The sequence below is a fragment of the Maritimibacter harenae genome, assembly GCF_009882975.1.
Taxonomy (GTDB): domain Bacteria; phylum Pseudomonadota; class Alphaproteobacteria; order Rhodobacterales; family Rhodobacteraceae; genus Maritimibacter; species Maritimibacter harenae.
In genome coordinates, this window is sequence record NZ_WTUX01000010.1 from 403,613 (window position 1) to 421,600 (window position 17,988).

The following is a 17,988-nucleotide window of genomic DNA, read 5'->3' on the forward strand; positions in this document are numbered from 1 at the left end:
GTCTTGAGGGCGGCAATCCTGACGTGGCTGACATTTCGGTGAGGCTCAGGTGGAGCCGACCTTCTGGCGGAAGGCGCGGGGGCTCTGCCCGGTCGCGCGTGAGAAGACGCGGCTGAAATAGGCCGGGTCCTGGTAACCGAGCGCATAGGCGATTTCTGCGATCGTGAGGTTGGAATAGACGAGGTTGCGCCGCGCCTCGCGGATGATGTGATCCTCGATCGCGGCCGAGGCGGGGCGCCCGGTGGCCTGGCGCATGACGCGGCTGAGATGCGTGGGGCTGACGGCAAGCCGGCGGGCGTATTCCGCCACCGGCAGGTGGTCGGTGTAATGCTGGGTCACGAGCGCCTCGAACCGGCGCTGGAGGGTGGAATCCGGCGTGGCCACGTCGTCGCCCGTTTCCGCGATGTCGCGTGCGACGAGCCCCGCGAGAAGCGCGATGCGCGCGCGCAGGACATGGGCGCGGGCGAAACGGTGGGCGAGGAAGTCCTCGAAGATCGCGACGAAGGCCCCCCGGATCTCGTCCGACCCGTCGATCCGCGCTGCGCGTGCGAGGACCGGGCGCAGGCCCTCGCCGTCGGCGAGCCATTCGTCGAGCACTTCGCTCGCCACCGTGACGACCCAACCCTGCGTGCCCGGCTCGAAGCTGTAGCTGTGGACGCACCCGGTGGGAACATTCGCCACCGTTCCGTCCGATAGGTCCACGTCGCGCCCGTCGAATTCGGCGCGCGCACGGCCGCGGTCGATCATTAGGAACTGGTGCAGCCGACCGTGGCGGTGCGGCGTCAATTCCCAGTCATGCAAGGCCGAGCGCACTTCGATCGTCTCGCAATGGACGACGTCGGGCAGGTCGGCATACTCGCCGAACAGGTTGAAGGTCTCGATCTCGCGCATGTTCGATCCGTACATGTTTCGGCGCGTTGGGTCCATTCAAAAGCGCGCGCGCGCGGGGCAATGTCCCGCCAGCATTGGAGGAGAAACATGGCGAACACCATCAAGACACAGGTCGGCATCATCGGCGGCGGTCCCTCGGGCCTGATGCTGAGCCAGCTGCTCGACCTCAAGGGCATCGACAGCGTCGTGCTGGAGCGAAAGAGCCGCGATTACGTGCTGAGCCGCATTCGCGCGGGCGTGCTGGAGCAGGGCTTCACCGACCTGATGCGCGAGGCCGGCGTCGGCGAGCGCATGGATCGCGAAGGCGAAATCCACGAGGGTGTGTGCATTTCCGACAACGGCGTGCTGCACCGCATCGACCTGGAAAAGCTGACCGGTGGCGACACCGTCATGGTCTATGGCCAGACCGAGCTGACCCGCGACCTCTACGAGGCGCGCGATGCACGAAACGGCAAGGTCATCCACGAGGCCGAGGACGTGCAGCCGCACGACATCACGACCGACGCGCCCTACCTGACCTACACCAAGGACGGCGAGGAATACCGCGTCGACTGCGACTTCATCATCGGGGCCGACGGCTTCCACGGCGTGAGCCGCAAGTCGATCCCGGAAAGCGAGATCCGCGAGTACGAGAAGGTCTACCCGTTCGGCTGGCTGGGCATCCTGTCGGAGACCAAGCCGGTGCATGACGAGTTGATCTATGCCCGCTCCGAGCGGGGCTTCGCCCTGTGTTCGCTGCGCAGCCGGGTTCTGAGCCGCTACTACGTGCAGGTGCCGCTCGAGGACACGGTCGAGGACTGGTCGGACGAGCGCTTCTGGGACGAGCTCAAGGCGCGCCTGCCCGAAGACGTGGCCGCGCGGCTGGAAACGGGTCCGTCGATCGAGAAGTCGATCGCGCCGCTGCGTTCCTTCGTCTGCGAGCCGATGCGCTACGGCAACCTGTTCCTCGCGGGCGACGCGGCGCATATCGTGCCGCCGACCGGGGCCAAGGGGCTGAACTCGGCTGCGTCCGACATCTACTACCTCTACCACGCGATGGTGGCCTATTACGCGGAAGGGGATGCCTCGGGGCTCGACAGCTACTCGGAAACCGCGCTGCGCCGGGTCTGGAAGGCCCAGCGGTTCAGCTGGTGGATGACCTCGATGCTGCACCAGTTCCCAAACGAGGATCCGTTCGACCAGCGCCTGCAGGAGATCGAGCTGGAATACTTCCTCTCCTCCGAAGCCGCGCGCACGTCGCTTGCGGAGAACTACGTCGGCCTGCCGTTCTGACGGCATTGCCGATCCCCGGATGATCCGACCGCCCGTGGCCCCGCCGCGGGCGGTCTTCGTTTTCGGAGGCGAAAAAATCACGGAAATCTGGTAGGATACCGACCTGCGGCAGTTTGACCTATGTCATGGCCGCGCGCCCGCGCGCGGCCCTATTCAGGATCAACGACAATTGGAGCGCTGACCCATGTACAAGAATATTCTCGTCCCCATCGCCTTCGACGAAGCCCGGGATTCAAAGACCGCGCTGGAAATCGCGCACGCTATCTCGGAAGAGGGCGCCAAGATCACGGCGCTGCACGTGGTCGAGGAAATCCCGTCCTACGTGGCGCAGTACCTGCCGGAAGGCCAGATGGCCAAGAACCTGCACGAGATCGAAGACTCGCTCACCGACAAGATCAAGGACGAGATCGGCGTGGACGTGAAGGTGGTCGAGGGCCACGCGGCCCAGTCGATCGTCGACTACGCGGCCAGCAACGGTATCGACTGCATCGTGGTCGCCTCCCACCGCCCGGGCGTGCAGGATTACTTCCTGGGCAGCACGGCCGCGCGCGTCGTGCGCCACGCCTCCTGCTCGGTCCACGTGGTGCGCTGACGCTTCCACGCGACAGACCGTCAATGCTGCGGCGGGCCCATTGCGGCCCGCCGTTTTCGTGCGCATATCCAAGGGCGGAGGTATGCCTGATGATCTGTCCCAACTGCGCCCGAGAGATGGAACACGTCGCCCGCCATGGCATCGTGCTGGACCGCTGCGAGGTCTGCGGCGGCGTCTGGCTCGATCGGGGTGAACTCGAGCATCTGATGGAGGCGGTGCGCGCGCCCGTCATCCAGCCGGAGCCGGACCCCGCGCCCCGACGGATGCCCACGGCCCGCCGTGCCGCGCCCGCGCCGCGCCATGCCGCACCGCGCCAGTGGGACGACGATCACCCCCGCAAGTCCGGCAAGAAGAAAGCGAAGCGCTACAAGCAGAAGTATTCCACCTCGGCGCGGATCAAGTACCTGCTCAAAGAGCTGCTCGACTGAGCTTGCGGTGTGACCGCGCGGTGCTAGGCTTGTCCTGACTGCAGGAGGAGCCAATGTCCACACACGAGACGCAAAGCGACCGCCAGACGGTCCTGACCACCTTCGAGACGACGCCGGGCACCTGCCAGGATCTGCTCGATCTGCTGACCGATGCCTACGACACGTACATCTCGAAACAGCCGGGGTTCATCTCGGCGCGCCTGCACGTGAACGACGCCCAGACGCGGATCGCGAACTACTCGCAATGGACGCGGCGCGAGGATTTCCAGGCGATGCTGCGCTCGGACGAGATGCGCAAGCGCAACCGCGTGATCAACGACCTGTGCCGCAGCTTCGAACCGGTGATGTACGACGTGGTCGCGACGTTCTGAGGGTCAGCTTGCGCGCCGGCGCGGTTGGGCCCGCTTGGCGGGGCTCGGCGCGGGCTGGGCGCGGCCGTCGCGGCGGGTGCGCTGCCCGGCGCGGATCGTCGGCGGCGTCGGGACCTGGCGGGCGAAGCTCGGGGTGCCGCCGGCGGGGGCCGGGGACCACTGGCGGGCTGCACGGCCTCCTCGCAGCCAGCGCGCCATCTTGTCGAGCGTGGTGGGACGCGGGCCGACGGGTGCACCGCCCTCGGCGCGGGCCGGGTGGCCCTGGCCCAGGTTGCGGCGGCGCAGCGCGGCCAGGCGGGCCACTTCGCGGCGGTTCTCCAGCACGGCCTTGAGAATCCAGGAGCCGGAGAACGCCCAGACGCCCAGGCTTTCGTCCCAGTAGACGATGTTGTGGTTCTGGATGAACATGGCGAGCGCGCCGTCGCCGGAATTCTTGATGGTCGACAGGATCATCACGTTCCATCCGGTGGTCCAGATGACGGCGCCCGCGACGAGGTAGACCTTGCGCTCCCACCCCCGCGCATCCGGCGCGTAGACGAGGAAGCAGGTCAGCGACATCATCAGGTAGAGCATGCAGGCCGAGGCGTAGTGGAACGCCGGCGAAACCTCGAGCCCGAGGGCGCGCTGGCTGAAGGTCGCGACCGTGTCGCTCTCGTTCGGGAAGAAGGCCACGCCGATCGCCGCGAGGCCCGCGAGAAGCGCCAGCAGGTCGGGCGAAATCCAGCGGCCCGGGTAGGGGCGGATGCCCCGGTGGACGGCCAGGAACACGCCGATCGCCACAAGCCCGCCGACAAGGATATCGCGTTGCGTCGTGTGGAAGAAATCCGATATCGTCGGCTGAACCTCACCGTCGGCCACGAGCCCCGCGACGGCCAGAACGATCGGTAGCGCGAGGCCGATCACGCCGAAGGCAATCCGCAGCCTGAAAAAGGCTCGGGCGTCGCGTTGGGCATGGTCTGCGGGGCGAATATCGGTCATGGTCTAACGTGTGAATGGACAGCCCCATCAGTCTACGCTGGCCATGTAACCGCGCAAGGCGCGCGCCCGCGCGAAACGGTAAGGAAAACCTTACCTTTTGCCGCAATTTTGGCGGCGAATTGCCCCAGCAGTGCCCGGAAAAGGTCTGATTGCGTACCAGAGGAGGGCCGGAAGCTCCCTCAGAACGGCCCGAGTGATTCGGCCTGGGTGGCTACCGCGCAGGCTTGGCGCCGCGCCCGTCGCGACCAGCCCGAGACGGCGCGCGACGAGCTTCGCACGGGGCAGGTGCCAGCGGTCGGTCACGATCACGACGGGGGCGCCGTCCGCCAGAAATGCCCGGGAATGAACGAGATTTTCCATTGTGGAGTGGGACCGGTCCTCGCACCGGATGGCGCTCTCGGGCACGCCCAGGTCGGTCAGAACACGGGCGGTGACGGCGGCTTCGCTGGGCGGGTGATCCCCGACACCCCCGGTGGTTATGATTACCTTGACAAGCCCATCGCAATAAAGTTGCGCGGCGACCTCGGCCCGGCGCCTGAGCGCGGGCGAGGGCGTGGCGCCCGGCCAGACGGCCGCGCCCAGCACGATGGCGGTCACTCCGGGTAGAGTTGTGCGCATTGCGCCCGTGCGGCGGCCGCTTCGCGCTCGAGCTCGGGAAGCTTCACCTTGAGCGCCCGAAGCTGGCGGCGCTGGTCGGCCACGTCGATGGCGACCGGGCGCTCGACCTCGCGGAACTCGGTGCGGGTACATTCGAACGGCTTGCCGTCCTTGTCCCGGCACACGCCCGTGAAGGTGTATGGCTCGGTCGTGCGGTGGATCGCGTAGCCGCGGGCGATGTTGCCCTCGAGCTCATTGATCCGGCTTTCGGTCGCGCGCAACTCGGCCGTATTGCGATAGACGCACATGTCCTGCTCGGTGCAGGCGGTGAGAAGCAGCGCGGCGGCGACGAGGGCGAGAAGTGGTTTCATGCCCCGATCATGCGGCGCGCCCGGGATGCTGTCCAGTGGGCGCGTGCCGCGTGGTCGCGTTGCGGGCCGGGCCGGCGAAACGACGCCGGCCTGTGGTCAGCTGCACGAGGTGATCGCGGTTTCGTGCTTCTGGCCGACGGCGTTGAGGTTCATCATAAGGTCTTCCGCCGTGGTCCCGGACTGCCCGGCGACCTGCGTGAAGGCGGTTTCCCAGGACTCCGCGATCGTCGCCCCGGTGGCCCGGGCGGCGAGGAAGGCGTCGCTGATCTCGGTGTAGGTGCCGCGTTCGTCCAGCGTGATGTTGCTGTTGAGCTCGGTCGTCGCGCATTCGCACTGCGCGGCGGTGTTGCCCATGTCGAGGCACAGCTCGGTCGGGTCCGCATAGGCCGCGAGTGGCAGGAGAACGAGAAGGGCGGTGAAACGTAGCATGGTTGCAAGTCCGTCATCGTTAACAATTCCGGACAATGTGCACGCGAATGCGGTGTTTTTAAGGCCGGTCGGGGGCGTCCCTGCACCGCAGCAGTGGCGCGCGAGCCCGCCGCGTGGCGCCGGAGTGGTGGGTTGGCACCCACTCGACGATCACCGTCCCTTCCTGCGTCCAGCCCGCTGCCCCGGCTTGCCCGCCGTCGACCGGCCCTTCGTCGCCTCGGCGCTGACCTTCTCGACCGCCTGCTGGCGGGCCATCGGGTCGTCGGCCACGGCCAGGTCGACCGCTTCGAGGCGCTTGATCTCGTCGCGCAGGCGCGCGGCTTCCTCGAACTCGAGGTTCTCGGCGGCCTTGCGCATGTCCTCCTTCAGCCCCTCGAGGTGGGCCTGGAGGTTCTGGCCGACGCCGACCTTGTCGACCGTGGCCGTGACGCGGTTCATGTCCACGTCGCCCGCGTAGAGCCCGGCCAGCACGTCCTCGACGTTCTTGCGCACCGTCGCCGGCGTGATGCCGTGTTCCTCGTTGTAGGCGATCTGCTTCTCGCGCCGCCGCTCGGTCTCGTCCAGCGCGCGCTGCATCGAGCCGGTGATGCGGTCGGCGTACATGATGACGCGGCCATCGGCGTTGCGCGCGGCGCGTCCGATGGTCTGGATGAGCGAGGTTTCCGAGCGCAGGAAGCCCTCCTTGTCGGCATCGAGGATCGCCACCAGCCCGCATTCGGGGATGTCGAGCCCCTCGCGCAGAAGGTTGATGCCGATCAGCACGTCGAATGCTCCGAGCCGCAGGTCGCGCAGGATCTCGATCCGCTCGATCGTGTCGATGTCGGAGTGCATGTAGCGCACGCGGATGCCCTGTTCGTGCATGTACTCGGTCAGGTCCTCGGCCATCCGTTTGGTCAGCGTCGTGACCAGGGTGCGGTAGCCCGCGTCGGCCACCCGGCGCACCTCGTCGAGCAGGTCGTCGACCTGCATCTCCACCGGCCGGATCTCGACCTGCGGATCGAGAAGCCCGGTGGGGCGGATGACCTGTTCGGTGAAGACGCCGCCGGTCCGCTCCAGTTCCCAGTTGCCCGGGGTGGCCGAGACGAAGACGGATTGCGGGCGCATCGCGTCCCATTCCTCGAACTTGAGCGGGCGGTTGTCCATGCACGACGGCAGGCGGAACCCGTGCTCGGCGAGCGTGAACTTGCGCCGGTAGTCGCCGCGATACATGCCGCCGATCTGGGGGACGGAGACGTGGCTTTCGTCCGCGAAGACGATGGCGTTGTCGGGGATGTATTCGAAGAGGGTGGGGGGCGGCTCGCCCGGGTTGCGGCCCGTGAGGTAGCGCGAGTAGTTTTCGATCCCGTTGCAGAAGCCCGAGGCCTCCAGCATCTCCAGGTCGAAGCGCGTGCGCTGCTCGAGCCGCTGGGCCTCCAGCAGCTTGCCCTCCTTCTCGAACTCGGCCAGCCGCAGGCCCAGTTCCTTCTTGATCCCCTCGATCGCCTGCCGGAGCGTTGGCGTGGGCGTCACGTAGTGCGAATTGGCATAGACCCGGACCTTCTCCAGCGTATCGGTCTTGGCCCCGGTGAGCGTGTCGAACTCGGTGATGCTTTCCAGCTCCTCGCCGAAGAACGACAGCCGCCAGCCGCGATCCTCGAGGTGCGAGGGCCAGATCTCGAGTGAATCGCCCCGCACCCGGAAACTGCCGCGCGCGAAGGCATTGTCGTTGCGCCGGTATTGCTGGGCCACGAGATCCTTCATGATCGCGCGCTGGTCGTATTCCTCGCCCACGGTGATGTCCTGCGTCATCGCCGTGTAGGTCTCGGGCGACCCGATACCGTAGATGCACGAAACAGAGGCGACGATGATCACGTCGTCGCGCTCCAAGAGCGCCCGGGTGGCCGAGTGGCGCATCCGGTCGATCTGTTCGTTGATCTGGCTTTCCTTCTCGATGAAGGTGTCCGTGCGCGGGACGTAGGCCTCCGGCTGGTAGTAATCGTAGTAGGAGACGAAGTACTCGACCGCGTTGTCGGGGAAGAAGCCCTTGAACTCGCCGTAGAGCTGCGCCGCCAGCGTCTTGTTCGGGGCGAGGATGATGGCGGGGCGCTGCGTCTCCTCGATGATCTTGGCCATCGTGTAGGTCTTGCCGGTCCCCGTCGCGCCCAGAAGCACCTGGTCCTGCTCGCCGTCGTTCACGCCCTGGGCAAGCTCCGCGATCGCCTTTGGCTGGTCGCCCGCCGGGTCGAACTCGGTGTTCATCCGAAAGCGGATGCCACCCTCGAGCTTGGGCTTCGCGGTGGGGGCGGTGGTCGGCGAGGTGAGCGGGCTGTCGGGCATGGGGGACTCCTTCGCGCTCTACCTTGTTCGCTTTTTGGTCCATTTCAAGGGGCAACGATCCGCGGCGATGCGTCCCCGGCTGCCGGTGACGAGAGGGGCGGGGCCGATACCGGCGAATGGTTAACAAAGGGTTTCTACTTAAACGAGAGTATCCTAAAGAAACTATCGCATAACGTGCAATTTGTTCTTGCCGCCTCCCGGTGCCTGCGGCTAGCGTGACAGGGCAAGCAGCAGACCGGCTGCCGGCCCCGGCGATCACCCACCCACCCCTCGCTCCCTCGCCGGGGCCGGCAGTCACCTCTCCCCCCGCCTCACTTGCTTTTCACTTGCGAAAGCCCCGGTTTTTCCCGATAAACCACGCGATCAACTGGAGGTTCGCCATGCGTGCTCGCATCTACAAACCGGCTCGCAACGCCATGACCTCGGGTCAGGCGAAGACCAAGCAATGGATCCTGGACTTCGCGCCCGACGAAAAGCGTGAGATCGACCCGCTGATGGGCTGGACCAGCTCGTCGGACACCCAGAGCCAGGTGCGCATCCGCTTCGCCACGAAAGAGGCCGCGCTCGCCTATGCCGAGGAGCACGGGATCGACGCCGTGGTGATGGAGCCGCACAAGCGCAAGCCCAACATCCGCCCCGGCGGTTACGGCGACAACTTCGCCACCAACCGTCGGCAGGTCTGGACCCACTGACGGGACCCGCGCGGCAGTGAACCCTGCCGCGCGTCCGGGCGTTGAGTGGGCCCAAGCCCCGCGACGCGCCTGAGCCGAGCCATCCAATGCCACGACATCTCCGCACCCTCACCGCTCTCCTGCGCCGCGCGGAGACGGTGACGCTGCTCGCCGTGCTCTGCGTCGCCGGCGGCCTCTGGGCCTTCGCGGCGCTGGCCGCGGAAATGCTGGAAGGCGACCTCCATGTCTTCGACGAAACCCTCCTCATGGCGCTGCGCCGCGCGGGCGATCCGGCGCGCCCGATCGGCGGCCCGCACCTGGAAATCGTGATGCGCGACATCACGGCGCTGGGCGGGATCACGGTGCTCACCCTCGTGACGATCAGCGCGATGGTCTACCTGGTGCTGCGCCGCCAGCGGGCCTCGGCCCTGTTTCTCGCTGTCGCGGTGCTGGGCGGGCAGGTGCTGTCACGCATCGCCAAGGCCGGCTTCGCGCGCCCGCGCCCCGATCTCGTCCCGCACGGGGTGGACGTGACGAGCGCGTCGTTTCCCTCGGGCCATTCGATGATGGCGGCGGTCACCTACCTCACGCTCGCGGTGATGCTGGCGCGCCAGGAACCCGCCTGGCCGATCCGGGCGTTCTTCGTCGTGGTGGCCGCGCTGCTGGCCATATCGGTGGGACTGAGCCGCGTCTATCTTGGCGTCCACTGGCCCTCGGACGTGCTGGCCGGCTGGGCGTTGGGCGCCGCCTGGGCGCTCCTCGTCTGGCTGGTGGCGCGCTGGATGGGGCGGCGCGGCGGGATCGAACCGGACCGCGCCCGGCCCGAGTGAGCCTCACGCCTCGAGGAACGCGCGCGCGGCCGCCTCGAACTCCCGGGGCTTCTCGGCGTGAAGCCAATGGCCCGCCCCGGGGATCTTGGCCTGCTGTGCATTGGGAAACAGCGCCTTGATGCGCGACCGGTGCCCGGGCTGGACGTAGTCGCTCTCTGCGCCGGCAAGGAAGAGCGTGGGACCCTCGAACGTCCCCTCGACCTCGGGAAAACCCGTGACCTTTTCCATGTCCCGCGCCAGCACGTCGAGGTTCAGCTTCCAGCGTTTCTCACGGACGTCGAGCGACTGAAGAAGGAACGCGCGCACCGGCGTCTCCGGGATCGCCGCGGCCAGGGCCTGGTCCGCGTCGCTCCGCGTCTCGACCCCGGACAGGTCCAGCCCCTGCATCGCCTCGATCAGCGGCAGCTGGCTGTGTCCGTAGTCCACAGGCGCGATATCGGCCACAATCAGGCGGTTGACCAGCGCCGGGCGGTCGAGCGCCAGCACCATCGCGGCCTTGCCGCCCATCGAGTGCCCGATCACGTCGGCGGGCCCGCCGATCTCTTCGATGACCTCGGCCAGGTCCTCGGCCATCGCCGCGTAGGATTGGTCGTCTGCGCGTGGGCTGTCGCCGTGGTTGCGCATGTCCACCGTGACCACACGCCGGCTGTCCGACAGGCGCTTGGCGATCACGCCCCAGTTGCGCCCGGACCCGAAAAGGCCGTGGACGATCAGGATCGGCGGGCGGGCGGTGTCGTCACCGAATGTCTGCATCGCAAGCATGGCTCACCCATAGCGCCAAGGCGTTGAGGCGGAAAGACCTTTCCCGTATCCTGCGCGTCGGAAGGGGAACCCATGGACCTGCAGGACCGGGCCGAGACATTGGCCAGGCTGATGGAAGAGCGGCTGGACATCCGCGGACCGGACCTGGCCGCGAAGACGCGCCGGGCCAGGCGCCGCGTCCCGCGCTGGCTCCGGCGCGAGCTGATGGCGCTTGTCCAGGCGCTGGAATATTCCCGCCATCCGAAGTTCGCCGCGCGCATAGACCACGCCCGGATCGAGACCGGGGCCAGGCGCGCGCAGAACTGGCTGGAGCAGGTGGACGCGACGGACCGGCGCAAGTCGCTGGTGATCCACTGGCTCGCCGGCAACGCCTTCAACGTTCTCGTGGTGATAGGGCTCGCGGTGGGCGTGATGGCCTGGCGCGGGCTGATCTGATCCCCTTCATCGTTCCGCAAATACTTCGGGGGAGCGCGAGGGGACCGGTCCCCTCGTGACCGCGGCGTCCCGCCGAAGGCGGGGCGGCGCAAATCCTGCGCGGGCGGCCCTCGGGCCGCCCGCACCATCGGATCAGAGGTTGGGGTAGATCGGGAAGGCCTCGCAGAGCGCAGCGACCTTGGCCTTCACGGCCTCTTCCACGGCCCCGTTGCCGTCCTCGCCGTTGGCGGCGAGCCCGTCGACCACTTCCACGATCAGGTCGGCGATCTGGCGGAACTCTTCCTCACCGAAGCCGCGGGTGGTGCCCGCCGGGGTGCCGAGGCGCACGCCGCTGGTCACCATCGGCTTTTCCGGGTCGAACGGGATGCCGTTCTTGTTGCAGGTGATGTGGGCGCGCCCCAGCGCCTTCTCGGTGGCGTTGCCCTTCACGCCCTTGGGGCGCAGGTCGACGAGCATCACGTGGGTGTCCGTGCCGCCGGTGACGATGTCGAGCCCGCCCTTCATCAGCTGGTCGGCAAGCGCCACGGCGTTCGCGCGCACCTGCTGCTGGTAGGACTTGAACTCGGGACGCAGGGCTTCGCCGAAGGCCACCGCCTTGGCCGCGATCACGTGCATCAGCGGCCCGCCCTGGATGCCGGGGAAGATCGCTGAGTTCACCTTCTTGGCGATCTCGGGGTCGTTCGTCAGGATCATGCCGCCGCGCGGGCCGCGCAGCGTCTTGTGCGTCGTGGTGGTGGCCACGTCGGCATGCGGGAATGGCGAGGGGTGCTCGCCCGCGGCCACGAGGCCCGCGAAGTGCGCCATGTCCACCATCAGGTAGGCGCCCACCATGTCGGCGATCTCGCGGAAACGGGCGAAGTCGATCTGGCGCGGGATGGCCGAGCCGCCCGCGATGATCAGCTTGGGCTGGTGCTCCTTGGCCAGCGCCTCGACCTGGTCGTAGTCGATCAGGTTGTCGTCGCGGCGCACACCGTACTGCACGGCGTTGAACCATTTGCCGGACTGGTTCGGCGGCGCGCCGTGGGTCAGGTGCCCGCCGGAGGCGAGGTCCATGCCCAGGATCGTGTCGCCCGGTTTGATCAGAGCGGTGAAGGCGCCCTGGTTGGCCTGGGAGCCGGAATTGGGCTGGACGTTGGCGAACTGGCAGCCGAACAGCTCGGTCGCGCGTTCGATGGCCAGCGTCTCGGCCACGTCGACGTACTGGCAGCCGCCGTAGTAGCGCTTGCCGGGATACCCTTCGGCATACTTGTTCGTCATGATGGAGCCCTGCGCCTCCATCACGGCGGCGGAGACGATGTTCTCCGAGGCGATCAGCTCGATCTCGTCGCGCTGCCGACCGAGCTCGCCGGTGATCGAGGCCCAGAGCTCCGGGTCGCGGGAAGAAAGCGGTTCGGTGAAGAAGCCGTTGTCTCGGATGTCCTTCATGGCGCGTCTCCTTGGACTGTCATCTGCGGCTCACATAGGCCATATCGGCCGTCATCGGAAGGCCAAGGGCGACCTCGACGGCCAAAATAACGGCAAATCTGGCGCTCACCCGAAACTTGTGTTTCTTTCGGAAACCAAACGGGCGTCCCAGGAAACAGAGGGCCGATCATGGCACCCAAGCTTGCCTTCATGGCATCCGACGCGACCAGCGCACAGAAGGCGCTGGTCGATTTGTCTGAGCGTTACGGGAACGTGCCGCCGGAAAACGCGGACGTGATCGTGGCGCTCGGCGGCGACGGATTCATGCTCAACACGCTGCACGGGACGCAGGAACTGGACGTGCCGGTCTACGGCATGAACCGGGGCACCGTCGGCTTCCTGATGAACGAGTTCTCCATCGAGCATCTCGAGGAGCGGTTGGGCGACGCCGAGCTCGAGGTGATCAACCCCCTGCGCATGCGCGCCACCACCACCGGCGGCGAGGTGATCGAGAAGCTCGCGATCAACGAGGTCTCGATGCTGCGGGCCGGGCCCCAGGCGGCCAAGATCGCGATTTCCGTCGACGGGCGGCGCCGGTTGGCCGAGCTCGTCTGCGACGGTGCGCTGATCGCGACGCCGGCGGGCTCGACCGCCTACAACTACTCCGCCCATGGCCCGATCCTGCCGATCGGCGCGGACGTGCTGGCGCTCACGGCCATTGCAGCCTTCCGCCCCCGGCGCTGGCGCGGCGCGCTGTTGCCGAAGGCGGCGCAGGTGCGTTTCGACGTGCTGGAGCCCGACAAGCGTCCGGTGATGGCCGATGCCGACAGCCGGTCGGCGGGCGTGGTCACCTCGGTCGAGGTGACGAGCGCCAAGGACATCCGGCACAAGGTGCTGTTCGACCCCGGCCACGGGCTCGAGGAGCGGCTGATCCGCGAACAATTCGTCTGAAGCACGGGCCTCAGCCCGACGATTCGCGGCTCCAGCCGTCGCGCTTTCGGTAGATCGTGGAGGGCGACACGTCGAGCACCCGGGCCGCCCGGGGCACCGACCCGCCCTCGGCCTGGATCGTCGCCTCGATCACCGCGCGTTCGATGTCGGCCAGCCTCTGGCCCACCAGCGAGGCGAAGCTCGCGTCCTGCGGGGGCTCGGAGCCATCGCGCACCAGCGTCGCCCCGGCGCGGTACATGTGGAGTTCCGGGGGCAGGTCGTGCGGGCCGATCCGGTCGCCGCAGGTGATCAGCGCCCCGCGCAGCCAGCCCACCAGTTCGCTCAGGTTGCCGGGCCAGTGGTAGCCGGTGAGCAGGGTCAGCGCCTCGCTGTCGATCGTCGGGGGGGCGCGGTCGAGCCGCCTTGAGATCTCGGCGATCTTCGCGGACAGGATCCGGCCCACGTCACCCTCGCGCAGGCGCAATGGGGGCAGGGCGAAGGTGATCACGTTGAGCAGGTAGTAGACATCCCGGCGCAGCCGCTTCGCCGCCAGCGCCTGCGACGGCGCGCCGGCCAGCGTGGCGATGATGCGAATGTCGGGGACCGAGGCGTCGCGCTCGTCGCAGGGCTTGAGCAGCGGAAGCAGGCGACCCTGCAGGTCGAGCGGCATCTCGTCGATCCGGTCGAGCACCAGCGTGCCGCCCACCGCGGCCACCCGTGCGCTGCCGGGCGCGTCGTCGAAGATCAGCCGTTCCAGCCCGCTCTGGTCGGTGCCCGCGCAATCGACGGTCACCAGTGGCCCTTCGGCGCGGCGCGAGCGGGCATGGATGGCACGTGCGAAGGCGGATTTGCCGGTGCCGACCTCGCCGTGGATCAGCACCGGTTCGTGGGCATCCGCGATCGTCGCGACCCTTGCGACGAGCCGGCGCATCTCGGGGCATTGCGCGATGAGCCCGTCAGGGGAGGCACCTGTCTCCGTCCCGGCGTCGCCGTCGAGCGTCGTCCACCGCTCCGGCGTCGCGGGCTGCGTGTCGCGGGGTTCGAGCGGCAGGTGGTGGACCAGCTCGCCCGACAGAACCGCCTTGAGAGCCCGGGTGAGCCGCGCGGTCGAGAACGGCAGGAAGAGGCAGTCGTCCGCCCCTTCGCGCATCGCCTCGGCGGCCTCGTCGATCTGGTGGTTGTCGGCGATGACGAGCACCGCGGTCCCGACCATATCCTTGCAGCGTTTCATGTAGGGGATCATCGACTGCCCGGCGAGCCGGAGGGGCATGACCACGACGCTGGGGCTGTGCGCGTCGCAGAGCGTCCTGGCGTCCTCGGGCGTGCTGGCCAGGTGCATGTCGAAGCCCGCCGCCGCGAAGGCCTCGGCCGGGTAGAGGTCCTGCGCGCCGGGGTTGCTCAGGACGATGGCCGTCCCGCGCGTGGCCGCGGGGCGGATGCCGTGATGCGCTTCCGTCAAATCAGGATCCAAGAGATGCCCTCGGTGCAATGCGGATAATGAACAAAACGCTGTGTCTCGAACTTCGATCCTGCACACTCAGCACGGGGAATCCACCCCGGAGAAGGGCCCGGGGCGGATTTTGCGGCCTGACCTATCCGTCAGGCGTAGCCCAGGCTCTCGAGCGCCTCGCGGATTTCGTCGAGGATCGCCGGATCGTCGATGGTGGCCGGCATCTTGAACTGCTTGCCGTCCGCGATCGACACCATCGTGGCGCGCAGGATCTTGCCCGACCGCGTCTTGGGCAGCCGGTCAACGACCACGGCCGACTTGAAGGCGGCCACCGGGCCGATCTTGTCGCGCACCAGCTTGACGCATTCCGCGACCACTTCCTTCTCGTCGCGCTCGGCCCCGGCGTTGAGGCAGAGGAAGCCCAGCGGAAGCTGGCCCTTGAGCTCGTCCGTGACCCCGATCACCGCGCATTCGGCCACGTCGGGGTGGGAGGCGAGGACCTCTTCCATCGCCCCGGTGGACAGGCGGTGGCCCGCCACGTTGATGACGTCATCGGTGCGCGCCATGATGTAGAGGTAGCCGTCCTCGTCCATGTAGCCCGCATCCCCCGTCTCGTAGTAGCCGGGGAAGGTGTTGAGGTAAGCCTTGCGGAACCGCTCCTCCGCGTTCCAGAGCGTGGGCAGCGTGCCCGGGGGCAGGGGCAGCTTGGCGACGATCGCGCCCAGTTCTCCCGGCGGCAGCTCGTTGCCGCCCTCGTCGAGGATCTTCATGTCGTAGCCCGGCATCGGCACGGCCGGCGAGCCGAGCTTCGTCTCCAGCAGCTCGATCCCCACGGGGTTGGCGACGGCCGGGAAACCCAGCTCGGTCTGCCACCAGTGGTCGATCACCGGCACGCCCAACTGGTCCTGCGTCCAGACGATCGTGTCGGGGTCCGCGCGCTCGCCCGCGAGGTAGACGGTCTTGAGGCACGACAGGTCGTATTTCTTGACGAACTCACCCTTCGGATCCTCGCGCTTCACCGCGCGGAAGGCCGTGGGGGCGGTGAAGAAGGATTTCACCCCGTGCTCGGAGATCACCCGCCAGAAGGTGCCGGCATCGGGCGTGCCCACCGGCTTGCCCTCGAACACGATGGTGGTGTTGCCGTGGATGAGCGGGGCGTAGCAGATGTAGCTGTGACCCACGACCCAGCCCACGTCGGAGGCCGCCCAGAACACGTCGCCCGGGTCGACGTTGTAGACGTTCTTCATCGTCCAGTTCAGCGCCACCAGGTGGCCCGCGGTATCGCGGATCACGCCCTTGGGCTGACCGGTGGTCCCGGAGGTGTAGAGCACGTAGCACGGGTGGTTGCCCTCGACCGGCACGCAGTCCGCCGGCGCGGCATCGGACACATCGGTCCAGTCGAAATCGTAGCCTTCCTTCATCTCGGCCGCGAGCGCGTCGCGCTGCAGGATGACGGTGAACTCCGGCTTGTGCTTGGCGATGTCGATGGCGCCGTCGAGGAGCGGCTTGTAGGGCACGACACGTCCCGGTTCGAGTCCGCAGGACCCAGCGATGATCGCCTTGGGCTTGGCATCGTCGATCCGTGTGGCGAGCTCGGTCGAGGCGAAGCCGCCGAACACCACGGAATGGATCGCGCCGATACGCACGGTGGCGAGCATCGCGACGAGCGCCTCGGGCACCATCGGCATGTAGATGATCACCCGGTCGCCCTTGGTCACGCCCTTGGCGGCGAGGCCCCCGGCGAGACGCGCGACCCGGTCCTGCATTTCGGCGTAGGTGATCTTGTCCTTCGCGCCCGTGATCGGGCTGTCATAGATGATCGCGACCTGGTCGCCCTTGCCTGCCGCCACGTGCCGGTCCACGGCGTTGTAGCAGGTGTTCACCATGCCATCGGAGAACCATTCGTAGAGCGGGGCGTTTTCGTCGAACAGGGCCTTCGACGGTTTGCGGTCCCAGTCGATCGCCTCGGCGGCTTCCATCCAGAACCCTTCCGGGTCGGCCTGCCAGCGATTGTAGACGTCCTTGTATGTCGACATGAAAACCTCCTCCGCAATCTGTCACGCTCGGTGTTAGTGACGCGGCGTCGCCCGGGCAAGAATGTTGGCGGTAACCTGCGACCAATTGCCGGGGCGATTTGCAGATTTCGGCCGCGCGGACCTGCAAATTTTTGCAAACTGCGCGCGGTTTCGCAGCCCGTCCGCAAAGCCGTGCGGACTTTGCAAAGTCCCGCGGCGCAGCCTGCAAATCAGCCCCGCCGCAGGGATTCGCCACTCACTCCGGCGGCCAGGGGGCGGGGCCGTCGCGCGTCATGCCGTCATCGGTGAAGCGGTAGAGCACGGCGCAGGGGCCCGCGCGGTCCGCCGGGCATTCCGAGCCGTGGCGGCGAAACACCATGCCCTCCTCGACCGCGCGGAAACCTTCGGCGATGCCGCGGAACCCCTCGACGAACCCCTCGCCCCGCGCGAGGTGGACGGCCACCTCGCAGCCCGCCCAGCCGCACCAGGCCGAGCCGATGGGGCCGCAATTGGCGGTGCCGTAGTTGATCAGCCAGTCGTCGCGCCCGTCGCCGTCGAAATCCTCGCGCCGGGCGAAGCCTTCGTTCACCACGGCCGCGCGGTTGTGGCCGTCGCGGCAATAGGCGGTCACTTCCGCGCGGGCCGCGGCTTCGGGATCGGCGCTCGCGTCTTGGCGCGACAACCAGCAGGCCGACAGCGCGTGGTCGATGGCGTCGCCCGACCCGGCAAGCGGCAGGTGGTCGCGCCACAGGTATTCGTCGGTGAAGAAGACGACGCTGCCGCGCAGGCCGGTCTGCATGGCTTCGATCCCTTCGGACCACTGCGGCCCGGACATTCCCTTGGCATAGCGCCCGTCGCCGGTGGCCATGAGCCGCAGGTCCCAGATCTCCTCGCCGTCCACCGTGATCGCCACGCCAAGATCGCCGGGCTGGTCGAAACCGGCCACGGACGCTGTGAAGAGAAGTGGCTCGCCCGGCGTGCATTCGAAGGAGATGCAGTTGTGCCGGCCGCCTTCCGGGTTCTCGTAGGGGCAGATGCTGGCGCCGGTGACGCCCGTGATCTCGTTCTCCGGAATCACGGTCCAGCGGTCGCTGTCGGCCAGCCCCGCGGTTGTCCCCGCCAACAAGGCGAGAATGGACATGACCCCGGCGATCCTGCGCATGTCGCGGCCCTCCCAACGTCGACGGGGCGAGCCTATCGGCTTCGCGCCGGGTTTCAAGCATTCCGGCCCGCAACGAAGCGGTTG

At 67.6% G+C, this 17,988-nt stretch carries 19 protein-coding genes; 8 read left to right on the top strand and 11 right to left on the bottom strand.

Going from position 1 to position 17,988, the window contains the following annotated elements; translation table 11 throughout:
* Positions 1 to 45 precede the first annotated feature (45 nt).
* Complete coding sequence (locus GQE99_RS06205; protein WP_161350823.1) at positions 46 to 891, bottom strand: helix-turn-helix domain-containing protein; 846 nt, start codon at positions 889 to 891, stop codon at positions 46 to 48.
* Positions 892 to 978: 87 nt separating this feature from the next.
* Between GQE99_RS06205 and pobA the strand changes: the two genes are divergently transcribed.
* The 4 genes from pobA to GQE99_RS06225 all read left to right on the top strand — a co-directional run bounded on the left by pobA (position 979) and on the right by GQE99_RS06225 (position 3,554).
* Positions 979 to 2,163, top strand: coding sequence for a 4-hydroxybenzoate 3-monooxygenase (gene pobA, locus GQE99_RS06210; RefSeq protein ID WP_202530592.1), 1,185 nt, complete (start codon positions 979 to 981; stop codon positions 2,161 to 2,163).
* A gap of 184 nt (positions 2,164 to 2,347) precedes the next feature.
* Positions 2,348 to 2,755 (top strand): universal stress protein, encoded by a 408-nt coding sequence (locus tag GQE99_RS06215; RefSeq protein ID WP_161350717.1) that lies wholly within the window; start codon positions 2,348 to 2,350, stop codon positions 2,753 to 2,755.
* Positions 2,756 to 2,844: 89 nt separating this feature from the next.
* Entirely contained in the window at positions 2,845 to 3,183 is a 339-nt protein-coding gene (locus tag GQE99_RS06220; protein ID WP_161350718.1) for a TFIIB-type zinc ribbon-containing protein, read from the top strand.
* A gap of 53 nt (positions 3,184 to 3,236) precedes the next feature.
* Positions 3,237 to 3,554, top strand: coding sequence for an antibiotic biosynthesis monooxygenase family protein (locus GQE99_RS06225; RefSeq protein ID WP_161350719.1), 318 nt, complete (start codon positions 3,237 to 3,239; stop codon positions 3,552 to 3,554).
* Between the two features lie 3 nt (positions 3,555 to 3,557).
* Here GQE99_RS06225 and GQE99_RS06230 read toward each other — a convergent pair whose 3' ends face one another.
* From GQE99_RS06230 to uvrB, 5 genes are all read right to left on the bottom strand, one after another.
* Positions 3,558 to 4,532 carry a hypothetical protein gene (locus GQE99_RS06230; protein ID WP_161350720.1) on the bottom strand — a complete coding sequence of 325 codons (975 nt, stop codon included), beginning with the start codon at positions 4,530 to 4,532 and terminating at the stop codon, positions 3,558 to 3,560.
* A 90-nt stretch (positions 4,533 to 4,622) separates the two neighbouring features.
* Positions 4,623 to 5,129, bottom strand: a complete 507-nt coding sequence (locus GQE99_RS06235; protein WP_328794059.1) for a YdcF family protein — start codon at positions 5,127 to 5,129, stop codon at positions 4,623 to 4,625.
* Positions 5,126 to 5,500, bottom strand: a complete 375-nt coding sequence (locus GQE99_RS06240; protein WP_161350722.1) for a hypothetical protein — start codon at positions 5,498 to 5,500, stop codon at positions 5,126 to 5,128. The genes GQE99_RS06235 and GQE99_RS06240 overlap by 4 nt, the downstream gene beginning before the upstream one ends.
* A gap of 96 nt (positions 5,501 to 5,596) precedes the next feature.
* Positions 5,597 to 5,929, bottom strand: coding sequence for a hypothetical protein (locus GQE99_RS06245; protein ID WP_161350723.1), 333 nt, complete (start codon positions 5,927 to 5,929; stop codon positions 5,597 to 5,599).
* A gap of 150 nt (positions 5,930 to 6,079) precedes the next feature.
* Complete coding sequence (gene uvrB, locus GQE99_RS06250; RefSeq protein ID WP_161350724.1) at positions 6,080 to 8,245, bottom strand: excinuclease ABC subunit UvrB; 2,166 nt, start codon at positions 8,243 to 8,245, stop codon at positions 6,080 to 6,082.
* A gap of 380 nt (positions 8,246 to 8,625) precedes the next feature.
* On the opposite strand from uvrB, the gene GQE99_RS06255 reads away from it, so the two are divergent.
* Together GQE99_RS06255 and GQE99_RS06260 are read left to right on the top strand one after the other, a co-directional pair.
* Positions 8,626 to 8,937 (top strand): ETC complex I subunit, encoded by a 312-nt coding sequence (locus tag GQE99_RS06255; protein WP_161350725.1) that lies wholly within the window; start codon positions 8,626 to 8,628, stop codon positions 8,935 to 8,937.
* Between the two features lie 86 nt (positions 8,938 to 9,023).
* On the top strand, positions 9,024 to 9,746 hold the full coding sequence (locus GQE99_RS06260) for a phosphatase PAP2 family protein (RefSeq protein WP_202530593.1): 723 nt from the start codon (positions 9,024 to 9,026) through the stop codon (positions 9,744 to 9,746).
* 3 nt (positions 9,747 to 9,749) lie between these two features.
* Here the strand turns inward: GQE99_RS06260 and GQE99_RS06265 are convergent, their stop codons facing one another.
* Positions 9,750 to 10,508 carry an alpha/beta fold hydrolase gene (locus GQE99_RS06265; RefSeq protein ID WP_161350726.1) on the bottom strand — a complete coding sequence of 253 codons (759 nt, stop codon included), beginning with the start codon at positions 10,506 to 10,508 and terminating at the stop codon, positions 9,750 to 9,752.
* A 72-nt stretch (positions 10,509 to 10,580) separates the two neighbouring features.
* Here GQE99_RS06265 and GQE99_RS06270 point away from each other — a divergent pair, with 72 nt between their 5' ends.
* Positions 10,581 to 10,943 (top strand): hypothetical protein, encoded by a 363-nt coding sequence (locus GQE99_RS06270; protein WP_161350727.1) that lies wholly within the window; start codon positions 10,581 to 10,583, stop codon positions 10,941 to 10,943.
* A 132-nt stretch (positions 10,944 to 11,075) separates the two neighbouring features.
* On the opposite strand, the gene glyA is transcribed toward GQE99_RS06270, so the two are convergent.
* Positions 11,076 to 12,368, bottom strand: coding sequence for a serine hydroxymethyltransferase (glyA, locus tag GQE99_RS06275; protein ID WP_161350728.1), 1,293 nt, complete (start codon positions 12,366 to 12,368; stop codon positions 11,076 to 11,078).
* Positions 12,369 to 12,536: 168 nt separating this feature from the next.
* Here glyA and GQE99_RS06280 point away from each other — a divergent pair, with 168 nt between their 5' ends.
* Positions 12,537 to 13,298 carry an NAD kinase gene (locus tag GQE99_RS06280; RefSeq protein WP_161350729.1) on the top strand — a complete coding sequence of 254 codons (762 nt, stop codon included), beginning with the start codon at positions 12,537 to 12,539 and terminating at the stop codon, positions 13,296 to 13,298.
* A 10-nt stretch (positions 13,299 to 13,308) separates the two neighbouring features.
* Here GQE99_RS06280 and GQE99_RS06285 read toward each other — a convergent pair whose 3' ends face one another.
* The 3 genes from GQE99_RS06285 to GQE99_RS06295 form a co-directional block, all read right to left on the bottom strand.
* A complete protein-coding gene (locus tag GQE99_RS06285) occupies positions 13,309 to 14,736 on the bottom strand; it encodes a sigma-54-dependent transcriptional regulator (protein WP_235917123.1) in 1,428 nt (475 codons plus the stop codon).
* Positions 14,737 to 14,876: 140 nt separating this feature from the next.
* Positions 14,877 to 16,763, bottom strand: a complete 1,887-nt coding sequence (locus GQE99_RS06290) for a propionyl-CoA synthetase (RefSeq protein ID WP_161350731.1) — start codon at positions 16,761 to 16,763, stop codon at positions 14,877 to 14,879.
* A gap of 235 nt (positions 16,764 to 16,998) precedes the next feature.
* On the bottom strand, positions 16,999 to 17,904 hold the full coding sequence (locus tag GQE99_RS06295; protein WP_161350732.1) for a hypothetical protein: 906 nt from the start codon (positions 17,902 to 17,904) through the stop codon (positions 16,999 to 17,001).
* Positions 17,905 to 17,988: the final 84 nt, after the last annotated feature.

What these genes read in the sequence shown, in the direction of transcription:
- glyA (WP_161350728.1), bottom strand. Translation starts at nt 12,368, where the DNA reads ATGAAGGACATCCGAGACAACGGCTTCTTCACCGAACCGCTTTCTTCC.
- GQE99_RS06260 (WP_202530593.1), top strand. Translation starts at nt 9,024, where the DNA reads ATGCCACGACATCTCCGCACCCTCACCGCTCTCCTGCGCCGCGCGGAG.
- GQE99_RS06295 (WP_161350732.1), bottom strand. Translation starts at nt 17,904, where the DNA reads ATGCGCAGGATCGCCGGGGTCATGTCCATTCTCGCCTTGTTGGCGGGG.
- GQE99_RS06270 (WP_161350727.1), top strand. Translation starts at nt 10,581, where the DNA reads ATGGACCTGCAGGACCGGGCCGAGACATTGGCCAGGCTGATGGAAGAG.
- uvrB (WP_161350724.1), bottom strand. Translation starts at nt 8,245, where the DNA reads ATGCCCGACAGCCCGCTCACCTCGCCGACCACCGCCCCCACCGCGAAG.
- GQE99_RS06215 (WP_161350717.1), top strand. Translation starts at nt 2,348, where the DNA reads ATGTACAAGAATATTCTCGTCCCCATCGCCTTCGACGAAGCCCGGGAT.
- pobA (WP_202530592.1), top strand. Translation starts at nt 979, where the DNA reads ATGGCGAACACCATCAAGACACAGGTCGGCATCATCGGCGGCGGTCCC.
- GQE99_RS06245 (WP_161350723.1), bottom strand. Translation starts at nt 5,929, where the DNA reads ATGCTACGTTTCACCGCCCTTCTCGTTCTCCTGCCACTCGCGGCCTAT.
- GQE99_RS06240 (WP_161350722.1), bottom strand. Translation starts at nt 5,500, where the DNA reads ATGAAACCACTTCTCGCCCTCGTCGCCGCCGCGCTGCTTCTCACCGCC.
- GQE99_RS06220 (WP_161350718.1), top strand. Translation starts at nt 2,845, where the DNA reads ATGATCTGTCCCAACTGCGCCCGAGAGATGGAACACGTCGCCCGCCAT.
- GQE99_RS06225 (WP_161350719.1), top strand. Translation starts at nt 3,237, where the DNA reads ATGTCCACACACGAGACGCAAAGCGACCGCCAGACGGTCCTGACCACC.
- GQE99_RS06205 (WP_161350823.1), bottom strand. Translation starts at nt 891, where the DNA reads ATGCGCGAGATCGAGACCTTCAACCTGTTCGGCGAGTATGCCGACCTG.
- GQE99_RS06290 (WP_161350731.1), bottom strand. Translation starts at nt 16,763, where the DNA reads ATGTCGACATACAAGGACGTCTACAATCGCTGGCAGGCCGACCCGGAA.
- GQE99_RS06280 (WP_161350729.1), top strand. Translation starts at nt 12,537, where the DNA reads ATGGCACCCAAGCTTGCCTTCATGGCATCCGACGCGACCAGCGCACAG.
- GQE99_RS06265 (WP_161350726.1), bottom strand. Translation starts at nt 10,508, where the DNA reads ATGCTTGCGATGCAGACATTCGGTGACGACACCGCCCGCCCGCCGATC.
- GQE99_RS06230 (WP_161350720.1), bottom strand. Translation starts at nt 4,532, where the DNA reads ATGACCGATATTCGCCCCGCAGACCATGCCCAACGCGACGCCCGAGCC.
- GQE99_RS06255 (WP_161350725.1), top strand. Translation starts at nt 8,626, where the DNA reads ATGCGTGCTCGCATCTACAAACCGGCTCGCAACGCCATGACCTCGGGT.